This is a genomic window from Pseudomonas cannabina, assembly GCF_900100365.1.
GTDB lineage: Bacteria > Pseudomonadota > Gammaproteobacteria > Pseudomonadales > Pseudomonadaceae > Aquipseudomonas > Aquipseudomonas cannabina.
The window spans coordinates 171,207-193,213 of sequence record NZ_FNKU01000001.1 but is presented as its reverse complement, the minus strand read 5'-3'; the positions used below and the strand labels follow the sequence as shown (position 1 = coordinate 193,213).

17 protein-coding genes and 2 pseudogenes are annotated in these 22,007 nt (G+C 60.4%); 12 read left to right on the top strand and 7 right to left on the bottom strand.

Translation table 11 applies throughout. The annotated features are described in order from the left end of the window. Positions 1-14: 14 nt before the first annotated feature. From algG to BLT55_RS00890, 9 genes are all read left to right on the top strand, one after another. Positions 15-1,622, top strand: coding sequence for a mannuronan 5-epimerase AlgG (algG, locus tag BLT55_RS00930; protein ID WP_074799849.1), 1,608 nt, complete (start codon positions 15-17; stop codon positions 1,620-1,622). A 14-nt stretch (positions 1,623-1,636) separates the two neighbouring features. Further along, the gene (locus tag BLT55_RS00925) at positions 1,637-3,076 is read left to right on the top strand and encodes an alginate O-acetyltransferase AlgX-related protein (protein WP_055001623.1); all 1,440 of its coding nucleotides are present in this window, start codon (positions 1,637-1,639) and stop codon (positions 3,074-3,076) included. Positions 3,077-3,084: 8 nt separating this feature from the next. Further along, positions 3,085-4,221 (top strand): mannuronate-specific alginate lyase, encoded by a 1,137-nt coding sequence (locus tag BLT55_RS00920; protein WP_055001624.1) that lies wholly within the window; start codon positions 3,085-3,087, stop codon positions 4,219-4,221. Between the two features lie 187 nt (positions 4,222-4,408). Further along, positions 4,409-5,965: an MBOAT family O-acyltransferase gene (locus BLT55_RS00915; protein ID WP_055001625.1), complete on the top strand. Its 1,557-nt coding sequence runs from the start codon at positions 4,409-4,411 to the stop codon at positions 5,963-5,965. Between the two features lie 10 nt (positions 5,966-5,975). Continuing rightward, positions 5,976-7,151 carry an alginate O-acetyltransferase gene (locus BLT55_RS00910; RefSeq protein ID WP_055001626.1) on the top strand — a complete coding sequence of 392 codons (1,176 nt, stop codon included), beginning with the start codon at positions 5,976-5,978 and terminating at the stop codon, positions 7,149-7,151. A 12-nt stretch (positions 7,152-7,163) separates the two neighbouring features. Next, a complete protein-coding gene (locus BLT55_RS00905; protein WP_055001627.1) occupies positions 7,164-7,832 on the top strand; it encodes an alginate O-acetyltransferase AlgF in 669 nt (222 codons plus the stop codon). Between the two features lie 119 nt (positions 7,833-7,951). Next, positions 7,952-9,403: a mannose-1-phosphate guanylyltransferase/mannose-6-phosphate isomerase gene (locus BLT55_RS00900; RefSeq protein WP_054079491.1), complete on the top strand. Its 1,452-nt coding sequence runs from the start codon at positions 7,952-7,954 to the stop codon at positions 9,401-9,403. 168 nt (positions 9,404-9,571) lie between these two features. Next, positions 9,572-10,036: a hypothetical protein gene (locus tag BLT55_RS00895; RefSeq protein WP_055001628.1), complete on the top strand. Its 465-nt coding sequence runs from the start codon at positions 9,572-9,574 to the stop codon at positions 10,034-10,036. 18 nt (positions 10,037-10,054) lie between these two features. Next, entirely contained in the window at positions 10,055-10,873 is an 819-nt protein-coding gene (locus BLT55_RS00890; protein WP_055001629.1) for an SDR family oxidoreductase, read from the top strand. A gap of 345 nt (positions 10,874-11,218) precedes the next feature. Here BLT55_RS00890 and BLT55_RS00885 read toward each other — a convergent pair. From BLT55_RS00885 to BLT55_RS00870, 4 genes and pseudogenes are all read right to left on the bottom strand, one after another. Further along, positions 11,219-12,079 (bottom strand): annotated as a pseudogene (locus BLT55_RS00885) (efflux RND transporter periplasmic adaptor subunit). 23 nt (positions 12,080-12,102) lie between these two features. Next, the gene (locus BLT55_RS00880; protein WP_055001786.1) at positions 12,103-12,303 is read right to left on the bottom strand and encodes a DUF1656 domain-containing protein; all 201 of its coding nucleotides are present in this window, start codon (positions 12,301-12,303) and stop codon (positions 12,103-12,105) included. Beyond that, positions 12,293-14,479, bottom strand: a complete 2,187-nt coding sequence (locus tag BLT55_RS00875; RefSeq protein WP_055001785.1) for an FUSC family protein — start codon at positions 14,477-14,479, stop codon at positions 12,293-12,295. Before BLT55_RS00875 ends, BLT55_RS00880 begins: the two co-directional genes overlap by 11 nt. Then, positions 14,476-15,942, bottom strand: a pseudogene (locus BLT55_RS00870) (efflux transporter outer membrane subunit). Before BLT55_RS00870 ends, BLT55_RS00875 begins: the two are co-directional and overlap by 4 nt. A 215-nt stretch (positions 15,943-16,157) precedes the next feature. Here BLT55_RS00870 and BLT55_RS00865 point away from each other — a divergent pair. After that, positions 16,158-17,105, top strand: coding sequence for a LysR family transcriptional regulator (locus BLT55_RS00865; RefSeq protein ID WP_055001784.1), 948 nt, complete (start codon positions 16,158-16,160; stop codon positions 17,103-17,105). A gap of 87 nt (positions 17,106-17,192) precedes the next feature. After that, on the top strand, positions 17,193-18,167 hold the full coding sequence (locus tag BLT55_RS00860) for a 2-hydroxyacid dehydrogenase (RefSeq protein WP_055001783.1): 975 nt from the start codon (positions 17,193-17,195) through the stop codon (positions 18,165-18,167). A 50-nt stretch (positions 18,168-18,217) separates the two neighbouring features. Here the strand turns inward: BLT55_RS00860 and BLT55_RS00855 are convergent, their stop codons facing one another. Beyond that, positions 18,218-19,120, bottom strand: a complete 903-nt coding sequence (locus tag BLT55_RS00855; RefSeq protein ID WP_055001782.1) for a DMT family transporter — start codon at positions 19,118-19,120, stop codon at positions 18,218-18,220. Between the two features lie 135 nt (positions 19,121-19,255). Between BLT55_RS00855 and BLT55_RS00850 the strand changes: the two genes are divergently transcribed. Further along, positions 19,256-20,131, top strand: coding sequence for an AraC family transcriptional regulator (locus BLT55_RS00850; protein ID WP_055001781.1), 876 nt, complete (start codon positions 19,256-19,258; stop codon positions 20,129-20,131). On the opposite strand, the gene BLT55_RS00845 is transcribed toward BLT55_RS00850, so the two are convergent. Next, entirely contained in the window at positions 20,120-20,452 is a 333-nt protein-coding gene (locus BLT55_RS00845; RefSeq protein WP_055001780.1) for a DUF3325 domain-containing protein, read from the bottom strand. The genes BLT55_RS00850 and BLT55_RS00845 overlap by 12 nt on opposite strands. Continuing rightward, positions 20,452-21,993, bottom strand: a complete 1,542-nt coding sequence (locus tag BLT55_RS00840) for a PepSY-associated TM helix domain-containing protein (RefSeq protein ID WP_055001779.1) — start codon at positions 21,991-21,993, stop codon at positions 20,452-20,454. The genes BLT55_RS00845 and BLT55_RS00840 overlap by 1 nt, the downstream gene beginning before the upstream one ends. Between the last annotated feature and the right edge of the window lie 14 nt (positions 21,994-22,007).

Genomic DNA, 22,007 nt, shown 5'->3' with positions numbered 1-22,007 from the left:
TAGGAGTGCGAGAGATGAACAGTCAAGCTAGCAACGGGCGCAATCGCAACTGGTCACAGGTCCTGCTCGAAAGCGCAGTGCTGACCAGCGCCCTGCTGATGGCCAGCGGCGTCGCGTTGGCCAACGCGCCTGTCGTGTCCGAGGCCCCGAAGCTGGTCAAGGGACTGCAACAGGCCAAGACCTACACCATCACCAGCCCGCCGACTGCACCGCTGGAAATGGCCAAACCGGTACTGCCTGACCTCAGCGGTTACACCGCCGAGGCCGCGCTGAAAAAAATCGTGCGCAACAAGCCCGGCAAGGTCACCGTCGCGCGGATGATGGAAGAAACCGGCCTCAAGGAATTCATCGGCGGCGATAACAAGATGGCCGAATGGGTAACCCGTCAGCGGGGCATCCCGCAGGCCATCATGATTTCCGATGGCTACGTGAGCCTGCAGGACCTGGCGAAGAAAGTGCCCAGGCAGTTTCTCGATGAAGTGTCGCCGGGTGTCTACGTGGCGCGCCTGCCGATCCTCGTCAAAGAGACCGGGATCTTCGAGATCGACAGCAGAACCAAGGAACTGCGTCTGTCTCAGGAGAAGGGTTCGTTCATCGTCAGCGAAGGCAAGATGCTGATCACTCACACCCAGGTCAACGCCTGGAGTGAAGCCCGCAACGGTCTGGCGGCGTATCGCAAGCCCGACGAATTTCGCCCGTTCCTGCTGACCTGGGGCGGCTCGGAAACCTGGATCGCCAACACCAAAATGGCGAGCATGGGCTACGACCAGAGCAAGTCGTACGGCATCAGTATTTCCCAGTACACGCCGAACACCGCGAAGATCCTCAAGCGTCCCGAGCCTACCGGCTGGATCATCGACTCCGAGTTCTCGGACCTGTGGTATGGCTTCTACTGCTATGAGACCCGCGACTTCGTGGTCAAGGGCAACACCTACCGCGACAACATCGTTTACGGCATTGACCCGCACGACCGTTCACACGGTCTGATCATCGCCGAGAACGACGTGTACGGGACCAAGAAAAAGCACGGGATCATTATTTCCCGGGAAGTGGACAACAGCTTCATCTTCCGCAACAAGAGCCACAACAACAAACAGTCCGGCGTGGTTCTGGACCGTAACAGCGTCGGCAACATCGTCGCGTACAACGAGATCTATCAGAACCACACCGACGGCATCACCCTGTACGAAAGCGGCAATAACCTGCTGTGGGGCAACCGCGTGATTGCCAACCGCCGCCACGGTATCCGCGTGCGTAACAGTGTGAACATCAAGCTGTACGAAAACATCGCCACGGCCAATGGCCTGATGGGTGTCTACGGCCACATCAAAGACCTGAGCGACACCGACCGCGACATTGAGCTCGACCCGTTCGACGCTCAGGTGTCGCTGATCATGGTAGGTGGCGAACTGGCCGGCAACGGTTCTGGCCCGCTGTCCATCGACTCGCCATTGAGCGTCGAGCTGTATCGCGTCTCGATGCTGATGCCGACCAAAGAAGTGGGCATAAGCCTCAACGGCGTCCTCGGTGATCGCCAGGACGAAATCCTCGACCTGTTGGTACGCCAGAAGAAAGCCGTATTGATCGACCCCGTCGAAAGCCAGACCGAGCTGCGGGAATGAGGAAGGGTATTGCTATGCACGCACATTTGATCAAGCTGTTGAGTCTGTCCAGCCTCACCGCCGCACTGATGGCCGCCGCCGGTGCAGCTCGCGCGGACGACTTGCAAGCGCCGGTGTTCAAGGCCGAGCCTTGCTGCAGCCTGTGCCCGGCCGCGCACGATGCAAAAAACTACGTTTCGCGCTATCAGCAGAACTTCACCACGCTGATCCAGGCGCAGGGTGACTGGCTGTTCCGTACTCAGGAAGACTTGCGCACCGAGTTCGACACCACGCCGGCCGGCTACCGCCGTCTGAAAGAACTGCACGATGCGTTCAAGAGCAAAGGCGTCGAGCTGGTCGTGGTGTATCAGCCAACCCGTGGTCTGGTGGATCGCAACAAACTGTTTCCGGCTGATCGCGACAAGTTCGACTACAACAAGGCGCTGACCAACTATCAGGCCATGCTCGGTCGCTTCAGCAAGCTGGGCTACTGGGTGCCTGATCTGTCGCCGTTGACCAACGAGCAGCAGGCGCATGATTTCTACTTCCGCGGTGACCAGCACTGGACGCCATACGGCGCGCAGCGCACGGCGAAAATCGTCGCCGAAACCGTGAAGAAAATTCCGTCCTACGCCAGCATCCCGAAGCGGGAGTTCGAAAGCCACATTTCTGGACGCATGGGCAAGAACGGCACCCTGCATAACATGGCCGGTCAGTTATGCGGCACCAGTTATGCGGTGCAGTACATGGACCAGTTCAGCACCGAGCCCAAGGGTGAGGCCGCCGACGGCGACCTGTTCGGCGATTCCGGCAACCCGGAAATCACCCTGGTCGGCACCAGTCACAGCGGCAAGAACTACAACTTCGGCGGCTTCCTGCAGGAAGACCTCAGCGCCGACGTGCTGAACGTGGCGTTCCCCGGGGGCGGTCTGGAAGGGGCGATGTTGCAGTACCTGGGCAGCGAAGACTTCCAGAAGCGTCCGCCGAAAATTCTGATCTGGGAGTTCTCGCCGCTGTACCGCCTGGACCAGGAAACCATCTATCGCCAGATGATGTCGCTGCTGGACAACGGCTGCGAAGGCAAGCCTGCCGTCATGAGCGCCAGCACGACCCTCAAGCCGGGCAACAACGAGGTACTGGTCAACGGCAAAAACGGCATCAAAGACATCCGTAACGGCAGCAACCAGATCGATATCAAATTTGACGACACGTCGGTGAAAACCCTTCAGGCCAGGCTCTGGTACATGAACGGTCGCCACGAGGATCTGAAAATCGAGAAGCCTGAAACGTCCGATACCGATGGACGTTTCTCTTTCGAATTGCGCGAAGACGAGGACTGGGCCAACCAGCAATTGCTGGCACTGGAAATCCAGGGACCGGAAGCAGGCACTGCACCACAGAAAGTCGAAGCCAAAGTATGCAAACGCAACGTGTTCCCGGGCGTCGCGAAAAACAACGCTCAAGCCGGACTATGAGGTGAATTATGCAGACTCCTAAACTGATCCGCCCTACCCTGCTGTCGCTGGCAATGCTGTCATCGATGGCCTGGGCTGCGGGCGCGTCCGCCGCGCTGGTTCCACCCAAGGGTTATGACGCTCCAATCGAAAAAATGAAGACGGGCGATCACAATTTTACCTGTGAAGCCATTCCCAAGCCGTACACCGACAAGCTGGTGTTCCGCAGCAAATACGAAGGTTCGGACAAAGCCCGCGCGACCCTTAACGCGGTCTCCGAAGAAGCGTTTCGCGACGCAACCAAGGACATCACCGACCTTGAGCGTGGCGTCAGCAAAATCGTCATGCAGTACATGCGCGACGGTCGTCCTGAACAGCTCGATTGCGCGCTGAACATGATGACCACCTGGGCCAAGGCCGATGCGCTGGAGTCCCGCGAGTTTAACCACACCGGCAAGTCCATGCGCAAATGGGCACTGGGCAGCATGTCCTCCGCCTACCTGCGCCTGAAATTCTCCGAATCGCGTCCGCTGGCCAATCGTCAGCAGGACGCGCAGATCATTGAAGCCTGGTTCAGCAAACTGGCCGATCAGGTGGTCAGCGACTGGAGCAATCTGCCGCCGGAAAAAATCAACAACCACTCGTACTGGGCTGCCTGGTCGGTGATGGCGACTGCCGTCGTGACCAACCGTCAGGACTTGTTCGATTGGGCCGTCAAGGAATTCAAGGTCGCCGCCAATCAGGTGGACAAGGACGGTTTCCTGCCCAACGAGATGAAGCGCCGTCAACGCGCCCTGTCCTATCACAACTACGCCCTGCCGCCACTGGCCATGATCGCCAGCTTTGCCCGGGCCAACGGTGTGGATTTGCGTCAGGAAAACAACGGCGCTCTGAAGCGTCTGGGTGATCGCGTCCTTGCGGGCGTTAAAGACCCATCGGTTTTCACTCAGCACAACGGTGAAAAACAGGACATGACGGACCTGAAAAAGGACCCGAAATTCGCCTGGCTCGAACCGTACTGCTCGCTCTACACCTGCAGCCCGGATGTGCTGGAAGAAAAGCATGAAAAACAGCCGTTCAAAACCTTCCGCCTGGGTGGCGACCTGACCAAGGTCTACAACCCGACCCATGAAAAAGGCGACAAGGGCGACCACGACGGCTCGTGATTCGCTGAGTTTTTTGTGGGAGCGAGCTCGCTCGCGAAGGCGCACATCCAGGCAATGCATCCATAAAGCCGGATCTCGCCTGATCTACGTCGCGAACACGCTGTGAACTGATTCACCCCCCCTTTTCTACGGGGGGGGTTTGGGGGGGCTTTGAGCCCTTGAATGTTGGACCAACGGAGAGATAAGGATGGTTTTCTCATCCAACGTGTTCCTGTTCCTGTTCTTGCCGATCTTTCTCGGCTTGTACTACCTGAGCGGGCAACGCTATCGCAATCTGCTACTGCTGATTGCCAGCTATATCTTCTACGCCTGGTGGCGTGTCGACTTCCTGGCACTGTTCATCGGCGTGACGGTGTGGAACTACTGGATCGGCCTCAAGGTAGGCGCGGCGGGTGTACGAACCAAACCGGCGCAGAAATGGCTGCTGCTTGGCGTGATCGTGGACCTGTGTATCCTGGGTTACTTCAAGTACGCCAACTTCGGCGTGGACAGCATCAACGCGGCCATGACCTCCATGGGTCTGGAACCGTTCATCCTGACGCACGTGCTGTTGCCGATCGGTATCTCGTTCTATGTCTTCGAGTCCATCAGCTACATCATCGACGTGTACCGCGGCGACACCCCGGCCACCCGCAACCTGATCGATTTCGCGGCGTTCGTTGCGATCTTCCCGCACCTGATTGCCGGGCCGGTGCTGCGTTTCCGCGATCTGGCGGACCAGTTCAACAACCGGACCCACACGCTGGACAAGTTCTCCGAAGGTGCCACGCGATTCATGCAGGGCTTCATCAAGAAAGTGTTCATCGCTGACACCCTGGCCATCGTTGCCGACCACTGCTTCGCCCTGCAGAACCCGACCACCGGCGACGCCTGGCTCGGCGCGCTGGCCTACACCGCGCAGCTGTACTTCGACTTCTCCGGTTACAGCGACATGGCGATTGGTCTGGGCTTGATGATGGGTTTCCGCTTCATGGAAAACTTCAAACAGCCTTACATCAGCCAGTCGATCACCGAGTTCTGGCGGCGCTGGCACATCAGCCTGTCCACCTGGTTGCGTGACTACCTGTACATCACCCTGGGCGGCAACCGTGGCGGCAAGTTCGCGACCTATCGCAACCTGTTCCTGACCATGCTGCTCGGTGGTCTGTGGCACGGTGCCAACGTCACTTACATCATCTGGGGTGCATGGCACGGCATGTGGCTGGCGATCGAAAAAGCGGTCGGCATCAACACCAAGCCTTACAGCTTCAACGTGATCCGCTGGGCACTGACCTTCCTGCTAGTGGTCATCGGCTGGGTGATCTTCCGCGCCGAGAACCTGCACGTGGCCGGTCGCATGTACGGCGCCATGTTCAGCTTCGGCGAGTGGCAGCTGTCTGAACTCAACCGTGCCAGCCTGACCGGTCTGCAAGTGGCAACCCTGGTGGTGGCGTACCTCACGCTGGCGTTCTTCGGGCTGCGTGACTTCTACCAGAACCGCGAACAAAACACCGGCAAGAGCGCCAAGGCTGACGGTCCTGCGACTGCTCAACCCGGCACCATCAAAGCGGTTCCCGGCGATGCGCCTGGCAGCCTGCATATGCCTGGCTACACCGTGGGCAGCGAAGCCCAGGTGCAACCGGCCTACTGGGAAGCCGATTGGCCACGCTACGCCATGCGCGCACTGATCCTGCTGCTGTTCGTGGCTTCGATTCTCAAACTCTCGGCGCAAAGCTTCTCGCCGTTCCTTTATTTCCAGTTCTGAGGAGCCTGACATGACACGTTCATTACGAATCCTCTACATCGCCATCTTTCTGGGCATCCTGCTGGTCCTCGGGATCTGGTCGCTGCGCAGCTTCAGCACCTTTTCGACGTCGGCAGAGACCACCGTGCTCAACGGCAAGTGGACCAAGGCGGCGGAAACTCATTACGACGATGAGTTCCCGATCAAGCGTCTGGGCACCAACCTCTGGGCGGCGTTGGACTTCAAACTCTTCAATGAAGGCCGTCCAGGCGTGGTGCTGGGCAAAGACCAGTGGCTGTACACCGACGAAGAGTTCGATGCCATCGCCAATGGCGAACAGAACGAAGCCGACAACCTGGCGCTGATTCAGGGTGTTCGCGACGCACTGGAGAAACAGGGCACCAAGCTGGTACTGGCCATCGTGCCGGCGAAGACCCGTCTGTACCCGGAACATATCGGTGACACCAAGCCGGCCAGCCTGCATGTGGACCTGTATCAGCAGTTCCACGAGCAGGTCGCCAAGGCCGGGATCTTCGCGCCGGACCTGCTCGCGCCGCTGCAAGCGGCCAAGCAACAGGGCCAGGTGTTCCTGCGTACCGACACGCACTGGACGCCGATGGGTGCCGAAGTGGCTGCGCAGCAACTGAGCGCCGCGATTGCCCAGAAAACGCCGCTGGAGGGCGAACCCGAGCAGTTCGTCACCCAGGCCAAGGGCACTGAAGCGTACAAGGGCGACCTGACCACCTTCCTGCCACTCGACCCGCTGTTCAGCAACCTGCTGCCCAAGCCGGACGAGTTGCAGAAACGCAGCACCGACCCGGTTGAAGGCGCTCCGGCGGGCGATGACGCCCTGTTCGCAGACAGCGACATCCCGGTCGGTCTGGTGGGCACCAGCTACAGCGCCAACCCGAACTGGAACTTCGTCGGCGCCCTGAAACAGGCGCTGCGCAGTGACGTCGTCAACTACGCCGAAGACGGCCATGGCCCGATTCTGCCGATGCTCAAGTACCTGCAGACCGACGCGTTCAAAAACACTCCGCCGCAAGTGGTGATCTGGGAATTCCCGGAACGCTACCTGCCGGCCCACAACGATCTTGGCGAGTTCGATCCGAAATGGATCGCCGAGCTGAAGAAATCGCGTGACACACAAGAAAACGTGGCACTCAACGCCAAACCATCCGAGTCGCCCAACCGGGCGCAAAACTGAGAGGACTGACTCATGACTTTTAACACTACTGCTAACCGCTCGACCACCAAACGCCTTTTCAAAACCTGCGCGCTGGCCGCCGGTCTGGGCCTGATGTCCCTGCAAGCATTCGCCGGTGACTCCGCCCTGTACGGCCCGACTGCGCCGAAAGGCTCGACCTTCGTGCGGGTCTACAACGCCAGCAGCGCAGAAATAAGCGCCAGCGTCGGCAACACCAACCTCAACGAAGTGGCGCCACTGGGCAGCACCGCGTTCAGCTTCATGCCACAGGGCGACTACACCGCCAAGCTTGGCAGCCAGACCCTGCCGGTGAAACTGGCCGGCGACCACTATTACACCCTAGTCAACAACGCCAGCGGCAAGCCGCAGCTGGTTGAAGAACCACCGTTCAAGAACAAGCAGAAATCCCTGGTTCGCGTTCAGAACCTGAGCGACAAGTCCCTGACCCTGAAAACCGCTGACGGCAAGACCGATGTGGTCAAGGCTGTAGCGGCAAAAGGCACCGGCGAGCGTGAAATCAACCCGGTAAAGGTCAGCCTGGCGCTGTACGACGGCGACAAGAAAGTCACCGATGTGAAACCCGTGGCGCTGGAGCGTGGCGAAGCCGCCGTGCTCTACATCACCGGCAGTGGCAGCAGCCTCTCGCCAGTGTGGGTCAAGCCACCGGTCGCAACCCGCTAATACGGATTATGCCGGTCGGTTCAGGGCCTCAGCGTTGAGCCGACCGGCGCGGAACAAGAACAAGACAGAAACGACAGACACCTCGTACAGCCCAAATTGAATGCTATTGGAGAAACAAAATGATTCCAGTTATCTTGTCAGGCGGTAGTGGTTCACGACTCTGGCCGCTTTCGCGTAAACAATTCCCGAAACAGTTCCTGGCATTGACCGGCGAACACACGTTGTTCCAGCAAACCCTGCAGCGCCTGCTGTTCGAAGGTATGCAGGAGCCTATCGTGGTCTGCAACAAAGACCACCGCTTCATCGTCAACGAGCAACTTGCCGCACTGAACCTGGAAACCCAGGCCATTCTGATGGAACCGTTTGGTCGCAATACCGCGCCAGCCGTCGCCCTGACCGCCATGAAGCTGGTCAATGAAGGCAACGACGGCCTGATGCTGGTGCTGCCTGCCGACCACGTCATCGAAGATCAGAAAGCCCTGCAACGCGCACTGGCTTTGGCCACCGTTGCGGCCGAGCGCGGCGAAATGGTGCTGTTCGGTGTGCCTGCCAACAAGCCGGAAACCGGCTATGGCTACATCAAATCGACCGCCGACGCCCTGCTGCCGGAAGGCGTGAGCCGCGTGTCGCAATTCGTCGAGAAGCCTGACGAAAAACGCGCCCAGGAATTCGTCGAAGCCGGTGGTTACTACTGGAACAGCGGCATGTTCCTGTTCCGCGCCAGCCGCTTCCTGGAAGAACTGAAAAAGCACGATCCGGACATCTACGACACCTGCCTGCTGACCCTCGAGCGCAGCGTGCAGGACGGCGACGCGCTTGAAATCGACGCCTCTACCTTCGCCTGCTGCCCGGACAACTCCATTGACTACGCGGTCATGGAAAAAACTCAACGCGCCTGCGTCGTACCGCTGTCGGCTGGCTGGAGCGATGTCGGCTGCTGGTCGTCGCTGTGGGAAGTCAACGCCAAGGACGCCAACGGCAACGTCACCAAGGGCGACGTCGTTATCCAGGACAGCCGCAACTGCATGATCCACGGCAACGGCAAACTGGTGTCGGTGATCGGTCTGGACAACATCGTCGTCGTCGAAACCAAAGACGCCATGATGATTGCCCACAAAGACAAGGTTCAGGGCGTCAAGCAGATGGTCGCCACCCTGAATGAACGTGGCCGCAGCGAAACCCAGAACCACCTCGAAGTGTATCGTCCGTGGGGCTCCTACGATTCGGTGGACATGGGCGGCCGCTTCCAGGTCAAGCGCATTTCGGTCAAGCCGGGCGCCAGCCTGTCGCTGCAGATGCACCACCACCGCGCCGAGCACTGGATCGTGGTATCCGGCACTGCGCAAGTGACCTGCGACGAGAACGTGTTCCTGCTCACCGAGAACCAGTCCACCTACATCCCGATCGCCTCGGTACATCGCCTGAAAAACCCGGGCAAGATCCCGTTGGAAATCATCGAAGTGCAATCGGGTAGCTACCTGGGCGAAGACGATATCGAGCGTTTCGAAGATATCTACGGTCGTTCGAATGCACTGGAAGCGGGTGTCAAGACGCAGACGATCGCTCGCTGATAGGGTTTTAGCTGCAAGCTGCAAATAAGACGGCCCTCGGTAACTTTTTGCGTATTTCATCCGCGAAGAGTTGTCGGGGGCTTTTTTTGAGCGTGATCAGCCATATTGGTCAATCGCCTCCCCGGTTCTGTAGGATGTCCAGCACTGCCCCTGCTGGAGACCCACCGCATGCTGATCGGCATCCTGTTAATCCTCACCTGGCTGATCCTTCTGCTGCGCTACCCGGCCAAGGCCTTGCCGGTTTCGCTGGCGGCGGCTGCGGGGCTGGGGATCGTGGCGGCCATCGTGATCTGGCAGGACAGTCGGGAAACGCGCCAGCTTGAGCGTCTGGACATTCAACTCGGTTACGACCCGCAAGGCTGCCCGGCAGACAAACCTCTGCATGTATCGATCACCAACGACAATCAGGCTGCGCTGCTGGAGCTGCACTGGCGAATCGCGGCTTACGCGCCTGGTGACACGGTAAATCTGGTGGACAACACCTACACGTCTGCGCGCTATCGCGGCCCCGGCCAGCTTCAGGCAAAAGCGGCGTGGCAGGATTGTGTACCGTTACCTGCGCTGCGTAATGGCTATCGCCCGCAAACCCTGGAGTTTCGCGCAGAACATCTGCAAGGCAGTTTTTCGGACTGACCCTCAAGGACCTCATTCATGCCCGTCGCTCTTATCACCGGCTGCTCAAGTGGAATTGGCCGTGCCCTGGCCGATGCGTTCAAGGCCACTGGCTATGAAGTCTGGGCTACGGCGCGCAAAGCAGAGGACGTTGCAACGCTAAGCGCTGCCGGTTTTATTGCCGTGCAACTGGACGTCAACGACGGCCTGGCGCTGGCGCAACTGGCTTTCAGGCTGGAACACAGCGGCCTTGATGTACTGATCAACAACGCAGGTTACGGCGCAATGGGCCCGCTGCTGGACGGTGGTGTGGGTGCCTTGCAGCGCCAGTTTGAAACCAACGTCTTCTCGATTGTCGGTGTTACTCAGGCACTGTTCCTGGCATTGCGGCGCAACAAAGGGCTCGTGGTAAACATTGGCAGCGTGTCGGGCGTTCTGGTCACCCCGTTCGCGGGCGCTTATTGCGCGTCCAAGGCCGCCGTGCATGCGCTCAGTGATGCCCTGCGTCTGGAACTGGCGCCGTTCGGTGTGCAGGTGATGGAAGTGCAACCTGGGGCGATTGCATCGAGCTTTGCAAAAAACGCCAGTCATGAAGCCGAACAGTTGATCAGCGAACAGTCACCCTGGTGGCCGATCCGCGAAGGTATCCGGGCACGTGCCAGGGCTTCGCTGGACAACCCGACATCCGCTACAGCGTTCGCCCGGGATCTGCTCGAAGCCGTGCAGCGAGCCGATCCACCCCGCCTGCTGCGCCTGGGCAACGGCTCGCGCATCCTGCCGCTGATGGCGTGGTTGTTGCCCAAGGGGTTGCTGGAAAAAGGGCTGAGAAAGCGCTTCGGGCTGGATATTGATTTGTGACGCAGAACGCTATGAAGAGCGGGCTTTTGCCCGGAGGGCGTAAAACTTCAGGAGGTTACAACGGTTGCGATGGGCTGCGAAGCGGCCCAAAACCGGCCACTTTGGTTGTATCTGGTACACCGAGGCGGCTGGTTTTACTGCCGGTTCCCGGCAGTTCGCGGACAAGTCCGCTCCCACAAAAGCGAAGGGGTGCGAAGCGGCCCTAAAACAGGCTACCTCGGTGCTGTCTGATACACCGAGGCGGCTGGTTTTGCTGCCGGTTCCCGGCAGTTCGCGGACAAGTCCGCTCCTACGAAAACCGAGAGATCGCGGACAAACGAAGCGTCGCCCGGTCCTCGACGATCATCAGCCGCCTACCGGTCTGACAATCACTGTGCACGTCATCCCTGCGGCCAGCAACACGCCCTCCGGTATTTGATCCAGATGGATCCGCACCGGCACGCGCTGGGCCAGGCGCACCCAGTTGAAGGTCGGGTTGACGTCGGCAATCAGTTCGCGGCTTTGCGGGTTGTCGCGGTCGTAGATGCCTCGGGCGATGCTTTCGACGTGCCCTTTGAGGACTTCACCGCTCATCAGTTGCAGATCTGCCGAATCGCCCACGTTCAGGTGCGGCAATTTGGTTTCCTCGAAGAAGCCGTAGACCCAGAACGAATTCATGTCGACCACCGCCATTTTCGCTTCGCCGATCCGCGCATAGTCGCCGCGATGCACGTTCAGATTGGTGACATACCCGTCGACCGCCGCCAGTACCCGTGTGCGTGACAAGTTCAGCTCCGCCGCCTCCAGTTGCGCCTGTGCCAGCTGATAATCGGCCAGCGCCGAAGTAGCCACGTTGCTCGCGTCGTCACGGTTTTCTGCCGAAATCACCAACTCATCCATGTCGGAGCGGCGTTTGGCGTTGAGCTTGCGCATCTCCCAGGTCGCCTTGCGCGACGCCAGCAGCGCCTGTGCCTGTTTGACGGCAATCCGATAATGCTCGGGATCGATCTGCATCAGCAGATCGCCGCGTTTGACCCACTGATTGTCGCGCACCGGCACCTCCACCACGGTGCCCGACACATCGGCAGCCACATTGATGATGTCGGCGCGCACCCGGCCGTCGCGGGTCCACGGCGTCTCCATTTAATCGACCCACAGGGCCCGGCCGATCCACAGCGCCACGGCCAGGACCAGCAAGGTGGCGATCAGACTGAACAACTTTTTCATCCAGAGCGTTCTCGACTCAGACATCAACGATAAAGGGGCAGCGCCAGCGCGCCGAACAGGCACATGAACAGACTCATGCGCAGCAAGGCCGGGTGCCAGAAATAACGGTACAGATCGAAACCGGTCAGCAAGCGATCCAGCGCCCAGGCCAGCACGACAGCGATCAGAAACATCAGGGTCAGGGTCGGCAGGTAAACGCCGTGGAACGCTATTTCACGCGGCATGCGCCTGTCCTGAAGAAGTGTGATCAAGGCCGTAGGCAGCCAGCGGCGACTGCGGGTCGAGCAGCGAGGTACGGATGAAGTGCAGGTAGCTTTTCACCCGACGCAACACCGACGTGTCGAAGTGCGAAGCAAACGGCTCATCCGCGTCCTGCACGCGTTTGATCGCCTGATCGACGGCCAGCAGACAGCGTTGAAGGTTGACGGCGTCGGGCTGAATGAACAGGCGAATCAAGGCCCGGCCCATGACCCGCAACGCGATGCGCCAGGGTTGGTATTCGGCGTAAGCGGGATGAATCGGCAACACGGCCTGCTCGCGGCGTAATTCGATGATCGCGTGACCGATTTCCAGCACCACGAACATCCAGCGCAGCAGATCGCGTTGCACCAGCGGCTTGCTGATGGCCAGACCGTAAGCCTGATGCATCAGGTCTCGGGTCTGGCTTTCGAAGCTGGAACCAAGACGAGGCAGCGGCGCACTGATCGCGAACACCACCTGATTGCGCAACGCCTGCTCCAGCCGCTGCCACATCCATCGGCTATTGGGCGGCAGGATGATCGCGCCGGCCGCCGCGCACGTCAGCATGCCGATGACCATCGCCAGGTAATCATTGATGAAGGTGTAAGGGTTGTAGACCGTCAGGTTATCCGGCACCGAGCCGAGGCTGAAAAAGATCAGCAGGCCCAGCCCGTATCCAGCCCATTGCGGCCGCGAACCAAGCAACGCGCCGAACATGAAGACCGGTGCAAGGAGCACGCACAACAGCGCAAACCCGTCGATAAGCGGGAACAGAAAAAAGGTTTCGATAAAGCCCAGCAGCGCACCAAGCAACGTGCCGCAGGCCATCTGCAACGACATGCGCTTCGGGTTGTGGGTGGTCGATGACAGCGCCACCGTGGCGGCCGATGCCAAAGTCATGCTGGCGCCGCTGGGCCAAGCGGTCAGCACCCACCAGGCACTCATCAGGCCGACCACACTGGTTGCGCGCGCACCCGCAGCCAGCGCCGTCAGCCAGTGGGTGCGTGACACGAAGGGCTCTTTCCAGCGCTCACGCACATGCGTGTGATCCGCCAGTGATGCATGGGTCCGGGCGTAATCGAGCAGTTCGCTGATCAGCCGGTACAGCAGCTCGAATGCAGTGTGAAAGTCCAGCCGCTCAGCCTCGCTCGGACAGGTGTTCTCAAGCTCGGCGCGCACCTTCCTGACCCGGTCTGGCCACTGCGCTTTGCAGTGCTCCAGCCGCCTGACCAAGACAGCGGCGTCGTCGTTGGTCAGGGCGCGCTCTGCAAAAGCGTCGAGCAGCTCGGTCAGGGTTTGCAGACCGGAATCGATGTGCGTCAACACGGCCTCGGCGCGCTCGTTGCGAAGCCGTTCGAGCAATTGGTGCAGCGCGTTGAAACGTGTCGTCACCGCCATGAACTCGCTGTTCAGGCGATTGAGCCGACCGTTGCGACGGCGCATGTGCGGGTCTTCAAACACTGTGACGCTGCGCATGCCCTCAAGGCCGATGGCTTCGGCAACGAAACGCACGTTGCCGGTTTCGAATGCAGCGCGTGAAATACCGCCGCGCAGGCCGTCGCTCATAAAACCGGCGAAGCCCCCGAAGCGCAGGTACAGCGCGTTGCGCATGGCGGCGCTGGCACTCTGCGGCAAGATCGCGGCACTCACTGCGGTGGCGCAGAGAATCCCCAGGGTGATTTCCAGCACGCGCCATACGGCCGCCATGAACGCCCCTTCAGGATGGGCCAGCGCCGGCAGACCGACCATCGCGGCGGTGTACCCGGCGAGCACAAAACCGTAAGCACGAAAATTGCGATAACGCGCAGCACCTGCCGAGCAGACCCCCACCCACAGCGCCAGACAGCCGAGAAAAGGCACCGGGTCCTGCGCAAACAGCGCCATCAGCACCACCATCACCGCCGATCCGGCCAGCGTGCCCAACAGCCGATAGAAACTTTTCGCAAACACCTGCCCGCTTTGCGGCTGCATGACGATGAATACTGTGATCAGCGCCGTGCGCGGCTGCGGCAACTCCAGGCGCAGCGCCAGCCAGTAGGTGAGGAATGCAGCGATCAGCACCTTGAAGAGGTAAATCCATGTCACCCCGTCGATGCGCGCCCAACTGTTGAATTCGCGGCGCCAGGGTAAGGCTACCAGGCGTTGCACGGTGGTGCTCATTGTCCCGACGTTCCGCGCTCGTTGCCTGCCGCAACTCCGCCACCCAGCGCCACCACTAACCCGGCATACGCCTTCAAGCGTGCCGCTTCGACCTGCTGCTGTACCTCCTGCTGATGAAAAAGCTGTGTCCGGGCGTTGAGGACGTTCAAGTAATCAGTCAGGCCGCGTTGCCAGGCGATCAGGGCGATGTCATAAGTCTTTTACGCCGACGCCACCGAACGGGCGGCGAACACCTGCTGGTTGTCCATTGATGCGCGACGAATCAATTGATCGGAAACACTGCGCAGCGCCATCACCAGCGTCTGGTTGTAATGCGCCACCGCCAGGTCATAACCGGATGACGCCTGGCCCAGTTGCGCACGCAAGCGTCCGCCGTCGAAGATCGGCAGGCTGATGGCCGGGCCGACCTTGTAACCGAGTTTGCTGCCGCTCAAAAACTCCAGCAGGCCGCCGCCCGTGGCCATATAACTCAGGCTGCCGACCAGATCGATATCCGGATAAAAACCGGCACGAGCCACATCGATACCGCGCGCCTGTGCCTCGACCTGCCAGCGAGCAGCCACCACATCCGGCCGCTGACCCAGCAACTCGGCTGGCAAGGCGGATGGCAGTTTCAATGCGCTGTGCAATGCCAACGCCGGCCGCTGCAACTCGACGCCCTGCCCCGGCCCCTTGCCGGCAAGCGCCGCCAGTTGATTGCGACTCAGGGCGATGGCCTCCTCCAGTGCATCGATCTGCCGATGCGCTTCGGGCAAGGACGTCTCGGCCTGACTGACGTCGAAATGCGTACCGATGCCGCCCTTCAAGCGACGTTGTGCCAGGTCGAGTATCTGTTGCTGCTGCTCCAGCGCCGCCTCGGCGATGTCCAGACGGGCGTAGTTCAGGGCCAGTTGAATGTAGGCGCGGACGATATTTTCCTGTAACTCGAGCTGCGCCTGACGCAACTCGGCCGCGCTCACGTGTGCCAGATCGAGCGCCTGCTCACTGGCATTGCGCTCACGGCCCCAGATATCGAGCGAGTAGCTCAAGCCCAGCGACGCATTGTTGTCCCAGGTGCGAGTATCGGCCAGGGCGCCTGGCCCATAAAACTGATCGCTCGACCAGTCGTGGCGTTGCAGGCTGGCGTTGCTCTGAATCTGCAGCGATTCGTTCGATTCGGCAATGCCCGCCATTGCCTTCGCCTGCCGCACCCGAGCCGCCGCTATCGCCAGGCTTGGGCTGCCGAGCGTTGCGAGCTCAATCCAGCGATCCAGTTGCGCGTCTCCATAGGCACGCCACCACTGCGCTGTCGGCCAACGTGCGTCGCGCGCAGCGCTCTGGATGGCCTGATCGGTCGTCAGACGGTCAGCGGCCAGCAGGCTGGCGTGCGGTTGGATGCCATGGGTTCCGATGCAACCGCTGATGACCAGCGTCAAAGCCAGAATACCGAGAGGTTCAAGCCCTCTGATGATGCGACGCGGCACAGCGAAAAATTCCCGAACGGAGGTGATACACGAGCGTTGGCGGCGATTCTAGGCGGCGCTCTGCGCGGCGATAAGCAGGGAGTTGTGTGAATCTTTGTTACCGAAATGGCGATAATGCTTTGGTCTGGCTGACATGCCCCCGTTACTTCATGTCACAATTTGCCATCACCCGGCGAAGTCCCCATTCAGAGAAGTAACCACTCAGAGAAGTACCCATGGACACCCTGCAAAACATGCGTGCCTTCAGTTGTGTGGCGCAAGCGGGCAGCTTTACCGCTGCCGCTGCCGTGCTGGACACCACAACGGCCAACGTCTCGCGCGCTGTCTCCAACCTGGAAGCGCACTTGCAGACCCGTTTGCTCAACCGCACCACCCGCCGCATCGCACTCACTGAAGCGGGCAAACGCTACCTGCTGCGTTGCGAACAGATTCTCGCGTCGGTGGAAGAGGCCGAGGCCGAAGCCAGCGACGCCCACGCGCGCCCGGCCGGACAGCTCAAGGTGCATTCGATGCCCGGCGTCGGCCAGCATTACGTGATCGATGCCATCGCCCGCTATCGACGCAATCATCCTGACGTGGCGTTCGACCTGACCATGACTCATCGGGTGCCGGACTTGCTCGAGGAAGGTTTCGACGTGTCGATCGTGCTGGCCAGCGAACTGGCCGACTCGGGTTTTGTGTCGCAACGGCTGGGCATCACTTACAGCATCGTCTGTGCGTCTCCCGAGTACGTCAAAACCTTCGGCATGGCGCACAAGCCCGCAGACCTTTTGAACCACGCGTGTCTGCGCCTGGTGAGCCCGGTGTTCCCACTGGAGAAGTGGCTGTTCGACGGTCCGGATGGCCAGGAGATGGTCACCATCAACAGCTCGCCATTGCTAGTCAATTCTGCGGACGCGATGAAAACCGCGATTTCCAGCGGCATGGGCGTGGGCATCCTGCCGATCTACTCGGCCATCGAAGGCTTGCGCAACGGCACGCTGGTACGCGTGCTGTCCGACTATCGTTCGCAGGAGCTGAACCTGTACGCCATCTACCCGTCGCGCCAGTACCTGGACGCAAAGATTAGGACCTGGGTCGAATACCTGCGCGGCTCGCTGCCGGAAATCCTCGCCGCCGATGAAGCCGACTTGCACGTGCAGGCACTCAAGGCGTCCTGCTGACATCGTACAACTGCAAAAAGCGGCTGCCCAAGAGCGGACAGGAATGTTAGCGTGCTACTCATTCAATCGCTCAAGAGTGACTGCCCGATGAAAAAAACCGTACTCGCCTTCAGCCGTGTTTCCCCTGAAATGGCTGAGCGTCTGTCGCAAGACTTCAACGTGATCGTGCCTGACCCGAAGAAGGGCGACATCAACGCCCAGTTCGCAGAAGCGCTGCCCGAGTCCCACGGGCTGATCGGAGCGGGCCGCAAACTGGGTCGCGAACAATTGCAGAACGCGGCGAAACTGGAAGTGGTGTCCAGCATCTCGGTGGGCTACGACAACTACGACGTCGGCTACCTCAGCGAGCGCGGCATTCTGCTGACCAACACCCCGGACGTGTTGACTGAGACCACCGCTGACCTGGGTTTCACCCTGATCATGAGCTGCGCCCGCCGCGTTGCCGAACTGGACGCTTTCACCAAGGCCGGGCAGTGGACCCGCAGCATCGAAGCGCCACATTTCGGTACCGATGTGTATGGCAAGACGCTGGGCATCGTCGGCATGGGCAATATCGGCGCAGCGATTGCGCGACGCGGTCGTCTGGGCTTCAACATGCCGATCCTGTACAGCGGCAACAGCCGCAAGACTGAACTGGAACAGGAACTGGGCGCGCAGTTTCGCAGCCTGGATCAACTGTTGGCCGAAGCGGATTTTGTTTGCTTGGTGGTGCCGTTGAGCGAAAAGACCAGACACCTGATCGGCCGTCGCGAGTTGAGCCTGATGAAGCCCGGCGCCATCCTGATCAACATCGCGCGTGGCCCGATCGTCGACGAACCCGCACTGATCGAAGCCTTACAGAACGGCACTATTCGCGGTGCCGGCCTGGACGTCTATGAAAAAGAACCGTTGAGCGAATCGCCACTGTTCCAGCTCAAGAACGCCGTCACCCTACCCCACGTCGGCTCAGCGACCACCGAAACCCGTCAGGCCATGGCCGACCGCGCCGTCAACAACCTGCGCAGTGCACTGCTGGGCGAGCGTCCGCAGGATCTGGTCAATCCGCAGGTGTGGAAGGGCTGAGGTCATACCGCTATCGATCGTTCCTTGTATGAGGAACGATCGACATTGGCTCAAGCCAGCCTGGCACCGACCGCAACGGCAACCGGCCTGACTTTTCTGAACACCAGCACATTACCCGCCATCACCAGTATAAGCCCCAGCAAAGCGGCCAGGGTCCACTGGTAGCCCTCAAGCCACGTCGAGATGTTCAGCGCCACAATCGGGAACAGCACCGTGCAATACGCTGCGCGCTCCGGGCCCATGCGTCCGACCAAGGTCAGGTAGGCGGTAAAGGCGATCACCGAGCCGGGGATCACCAGATAAAACAGCGAGCCGACGTAACGAGTGTTCCACTCAAACGTGAAGGGTGTACCGCTGAGCACGCAGTAAATGCCAAGAATGCTCGCGCCGTAGAACATGCCCCAGGCATTGGTGGTCAGCGGACGCAGACCGGCTTTCTGTTGCAGGCTCGACAGCATGTTGCCCGCCGAGAAACACAGCGTGCCGAGCAGTGCAAGACCCAGGCCGAGCAGGGTTTCATGGCTGGCACTGTGCCCGGACAGTTCGGGCCAGAACAGACACGTCAGCCCCAACAGGCCCAACGCACCGCCCGCCAGGACGTTGCCAGCGATTTTCTGGCGAAAGAACACCCGCGCATTCAGCGCATTCCACAACGTCGAGGTCGAGAACACCACGGCGATCAGACCGCTGGGTATCCATTGGCTGGCGGTGTAGAAGCACATGAAGTTGACGCAGAACAGGCACACGCCTTGCGCCAGACAGATCAGCTGGCCGCGGCGGTTGACCGGTTGCAGACGTTTGCTCAGCAGCAAAAACGCAAACAGCACCAAGGCCGCCAGTGCGAAGCGATAGACGATGGAGACCGGAATGGCGACGTCGCCGAGTTGAAGTTTCAGGGCGATCCAGGTCGTGCCCCAGATCAGCACGGTTAGCAGATAAAGCGAGATGTTCATAGCGCGGCTCCTCAATGAGCCATCAGTCTGCTGCGTCCTGTGCGCAACCCGTTTGCATAATCTTGCGCTTTTGATTGAACAGCTAATGGCAGCGGCACAGGCTGCGGGTAGGATACGAAGCCTAGAGGAATCGCCATGCCAGCCATTGAATCCATCCAGGTCTTCCAGGCTTTGAACAGCTCACCGCACGCCCGTCTGGAGCAGAGCGCGCCGCTGGGCGACGGGTTGGTGGCGGCGCAGTGGAACAATCGGCATGACTCGCAGGAATATCACGCGCCCACTCACCACACCTTATCGTGCTACATCGCAGACGGCACCGGTACGTTTCGGCGCGGTCAGCCGGATCGAAAAGGCGCGCCGGGCAAGCTTTGCATACTGCCCGCAGGCCACGAATCGGCCTGGGTGGTGAATGGCGAGATCCGTCTGGCGCATTTGTATTTCAGCCCGCAACACTTTGCGCTGGGCTGCATCACGCTGCTGGATCGCGAGCCGCGCGCGATGCAACTGCATGAAAACACCTTCCTGGAAGACCACGCACAAGCGACCCGCTTCCAGCAGTTGATCCGCCTGAACTGGGCCGAGCCCGGCGAGCGCCTGCTGACCAGCAGCCTGGCGCACGAGATGGTCAGCCATGCGCTGCTCAGCCAGGCAGGGTTGCGCGAGGGTTTACGCCTGAAAGGCGGACTGGCGCCGCACTTGCGGCGTCATCTGGTGGACTTCATCGAAATGCACCTCGCCGACCCGCTGAGCCTTGGCCAACTGGCGGGGCTGTGTGCGCTGTCGGAATACCACTTCGCACGCATGTTCCGCGAAAGCTTCGGACTGCCGCCGCATCAATACCTGTTGGCACGACGCATCGACAAAGCCCGCCGATTGCTGCGCCAGACCGCAACGTCGCTCGGTGAGATTGCCCTGGCCTGCGGCTTTGCCAGCGCAAGTCACTTCAGCAACCGGTTTCGCCAGGCGGTGGGGGCTACGCCTGGCGAGTACCGTTTGGCGCTAGGCCAATGATTGACTCAAGGCTGCCAGCGGAGTGAGCAGCACGCCGCACCCTGCCAGCATCAGCACCCAGCGCGGACGAAAAGCCAGCAGCGCAACCAGCAACAGCACGCTGCTCATCAATACGGCAAACCAGTGCACCGGCCCCATCATCCAGCCGTCGGCATCCACCGCCGCCCATGACGACAGCGCCAATGCGCTCCAGCCGATCAGTTTGAGCACACGGCGACGACGCCCGGTCAGCGGGCCTTTGAGCAGCTCGCTGTAATGGCGCGCCATCGACAGACACAGGCAGGTGAAGCCTACGTAACACAGCAAGGCTGCCAACAGCATCAGTGAGTCTCCTGAGGTGTGGCCTGCACGGCAACGCGGGCTGTTTTGGCGACAGGTACAGCCTTGAATTTCAGCGCCGCCCAGCCAAGAAACACGCCAGTGACCAGCGCTGTCAGGTCAAAGGCGGTCAGCACCCAGCTGCCTGCCGACAGCGAATCGAGCAGATAGCGGCCGCTGGTCAGCAGATCGAGCAGCGGCAGCCCGGCAAACAGCAGCGCGCCCAGCCCCAGTTGTTCTTGCCATGCATTACGCCCTTTGCGCATCAGCGCATGCACGACTGACAAGGCCCAGAGTATGAAAAACACGCTGATTTCCCAGTCGGCGCGCCCGGAGAAACCCGAGGGCAGCAAACGGTTGGCCCAGAAGAAGCCCGCCACAGCGATCATCAGCCCCGACATGCTGGCGATGTTCAGCACTTCCACCAAACGCAACTCCAGCGGCAGCACACCGGTTTTGGTGTGTTTGAGCTGACGCTTGCCCAGCCACATCACCAGCCCGGTGCCGATCATGGCGGTCCCGGCAACACCAAAGATGAAATACAGCCAGCGCAACAGCGGTTCGGCGAAATGGCCAACGTGCAATCCGTACATCCCGCTCGCTATCAATAAAGCCGTCGGACGCTGCGGCACCTCGTTCTGTAGCTCACCGCTGACACCACTGAAGGTCAGCGCCCCGCCACGGTCCGGCACGATGCTGCCTTTGTCGTCGCGCGTGAGCAGGACGATCGCTGTGCTGTCCCCCGGATTATTGACGACCACCCGACCGACTTGGCCGCTGTCCCATTTCGCGTTCGCCGAGTTGACCAACGGCGCGAGGGCTACCAACGGCGCGGGTTGGCCCGCGGGTTTGAGCATGCCAGGGGACGGGTAGGCGTCGCGATAGAACGCCTGAACCGTGTCGTACTGGCTCAGAATGCTCGCAGGCATGACCATCGACATGAAGATCACCAGGCTGCTGTAAGTGATCATCAGGTGGAACGGCAGCACCAGCACGCCCAACGCGTTATGCCCGTCCAGCCATGAGCGCTGCCCCTTGCGCGGGCGGAAGGTGAAGAATTCCTTGAAGACCTTCTTGTGAATGATGATCCCGGTGATCAAAGCAACGAACATCACCATGGCGGCGATGGTCGCCAGCCAGCGCCCCCAGGGATGCGGCATCTGCAATTGATAATGGAATCGATAAAAGAAGTCACCGCCCCGCGTGTCGCGCGCCTGCACTTCGTTGCCGATCTGCGGGTCAAGCCGTTTGCGCACGAAGTTGTTGCGCTGCCCGGCCTTGCCCTCCGGCAACCAGCCCACCGTCAGGCCCGGCGTGCGTTCGTCAGGCAGGCTGATAAACCAGCGCGTCGCCCCGGCGGCATGGTTTTGCAGGTAATCCTGAGCCCGTTGCACACTGGCACCGGCGTCAAGGGCGCGCAGCGGAATCTCCGGCTGCATCCACTGGGTGATCTCGTCCTTGAAATAGGAAAGCGTGCCGGTCAGAAAAATGGCGAACAGCAGCCAGCCAAACAGCAGACCAACCCAGGTGTGCAACCAGGCCATTGCCTGCCGAAAGC

Excerpts from the sequence above, each read along its gene's own strand:
- BLT55_RS00840 (WP_055001779.1), bottom strand. The coding sequence starts at position 21,993 with ATGGCCTGGTTGCACACCTGGGTTGGTCTGCTGTTTGGCTGGCTGCTG.
- algG (WP_074799849.1), top strand. The coding sequence starts at position 15 with ATGAACAGTCAAGCTAGCAACGGGCGCAATCGCAACTGGTCACAGGTC.
- BLT55_RS00890 (WP_055001629.1), top strand. The coding sequence starts at position 10,055 with ATGCCCGTCGCTCTTATCACCGGCTGCTCAAGTGGAATTGGCCGTGCC.
- BLT55_RS00855 (WP_055001782.1), bottom strand. The coding sequence starts at position 19,120 with ATGAACATCTCGCTTTATCTGCTAACCGTGCTGATCTGGGGCACGACC.
- BLT55_RS00845 (WP_055001780.1), bottom strand. The coding sequence starts at position 20,452 with ATGCTGTTGGCAGCCTTGCTGTGTTACGTAGGCTTCACCTGCCTGTGT.
- BLT55_RS00905 (WP_055001627.1), top strand. The coding sequence starts at position 7,164 with ATGACTTTTAACACTACTGCTAACCGCTCGACCACCAAACGCCTTTTC.
- BLT55_RS00895 (WP_055001628.1), top strand. The coding sequence starts at position 9,572 with ATGCTGATCGGCATCCTGTTAATCCTCACCTGGCTGATCCTTCTGCTG.
- BLT55_RS00915 (WP_055001625.1), top strand. The coding sequence starts at position 4,409 with ATGGTTTTCTCATCCAACGTGTTCCTGTTCCTGTTCTTGCCGATCTTT.
- BLT55_RS00875 (WP_055001785.1), bottom strand. The coding sequence starts at position 14,479 with ATGAGCACCACCGTGCAACGCCTGGTAGCCTTACCCTGGCGCCGCGAA.
- BLT55_RS00865 (WP_055001784.1), top strand. The coding sequence starts at position 16,158 with ATGGACACCCTGCAAAACATGCGTGCCTTCAGTTGTGTGGCGCAAGCG.
- BLT55_RS00920 (WP_055001624.1), top strand. The coding sequence starts at position 3,085 with ATGCAGACTCCTAAACTGATCCGCCCTACCCTGCTGTCGCTGGCAATG.
- BLT55_RS00910 (WP_055001626.1), top strand. The coding sequence starts at position 5,976 with ATGACACGTTCATTACGAATCCTCTACATCGCCATCTTTCTGGGCATC.
- BLT55_RS00860 (WP_055001783.1), top strand. The coding sequence starts at position 17,193 with ATGAAAAAAACCGTACTCGCCTTCAGCCGTGTTTCCCCTGAAATGGCT.
- BLT55_RS00880 (WP_055001786.1), bottom strand. The coding sequence starts at position 12,303 with ATGCCGCGTGAAATAGCGTTCCACGGCGTTTACCTGCCGACCCTGACC.
- BLT55_RS00925 (WP_055001623.1), top strand. The coding sequence starts at position 1,637 with ATGCACGCACATTTGATCAAGCTGTTGAGTCTGTCCAGCCTCACCGCC.
- BLT55_RS00850 (WP_055001781.1), top strand. The coding sequence starts at position 19,256 with ATGCCAGCCATTGAATCCATCCAGGTCTTCCAGGCTTTGAACAGCTCA.
- BLT55_RS00900 (WP_054079491.1), top strand. The coding sequence starts at position 7,952 with ATGATTCCAGTTATCTTGTCAGGCGGTAGTGGTTCACGACTCTGGCCG.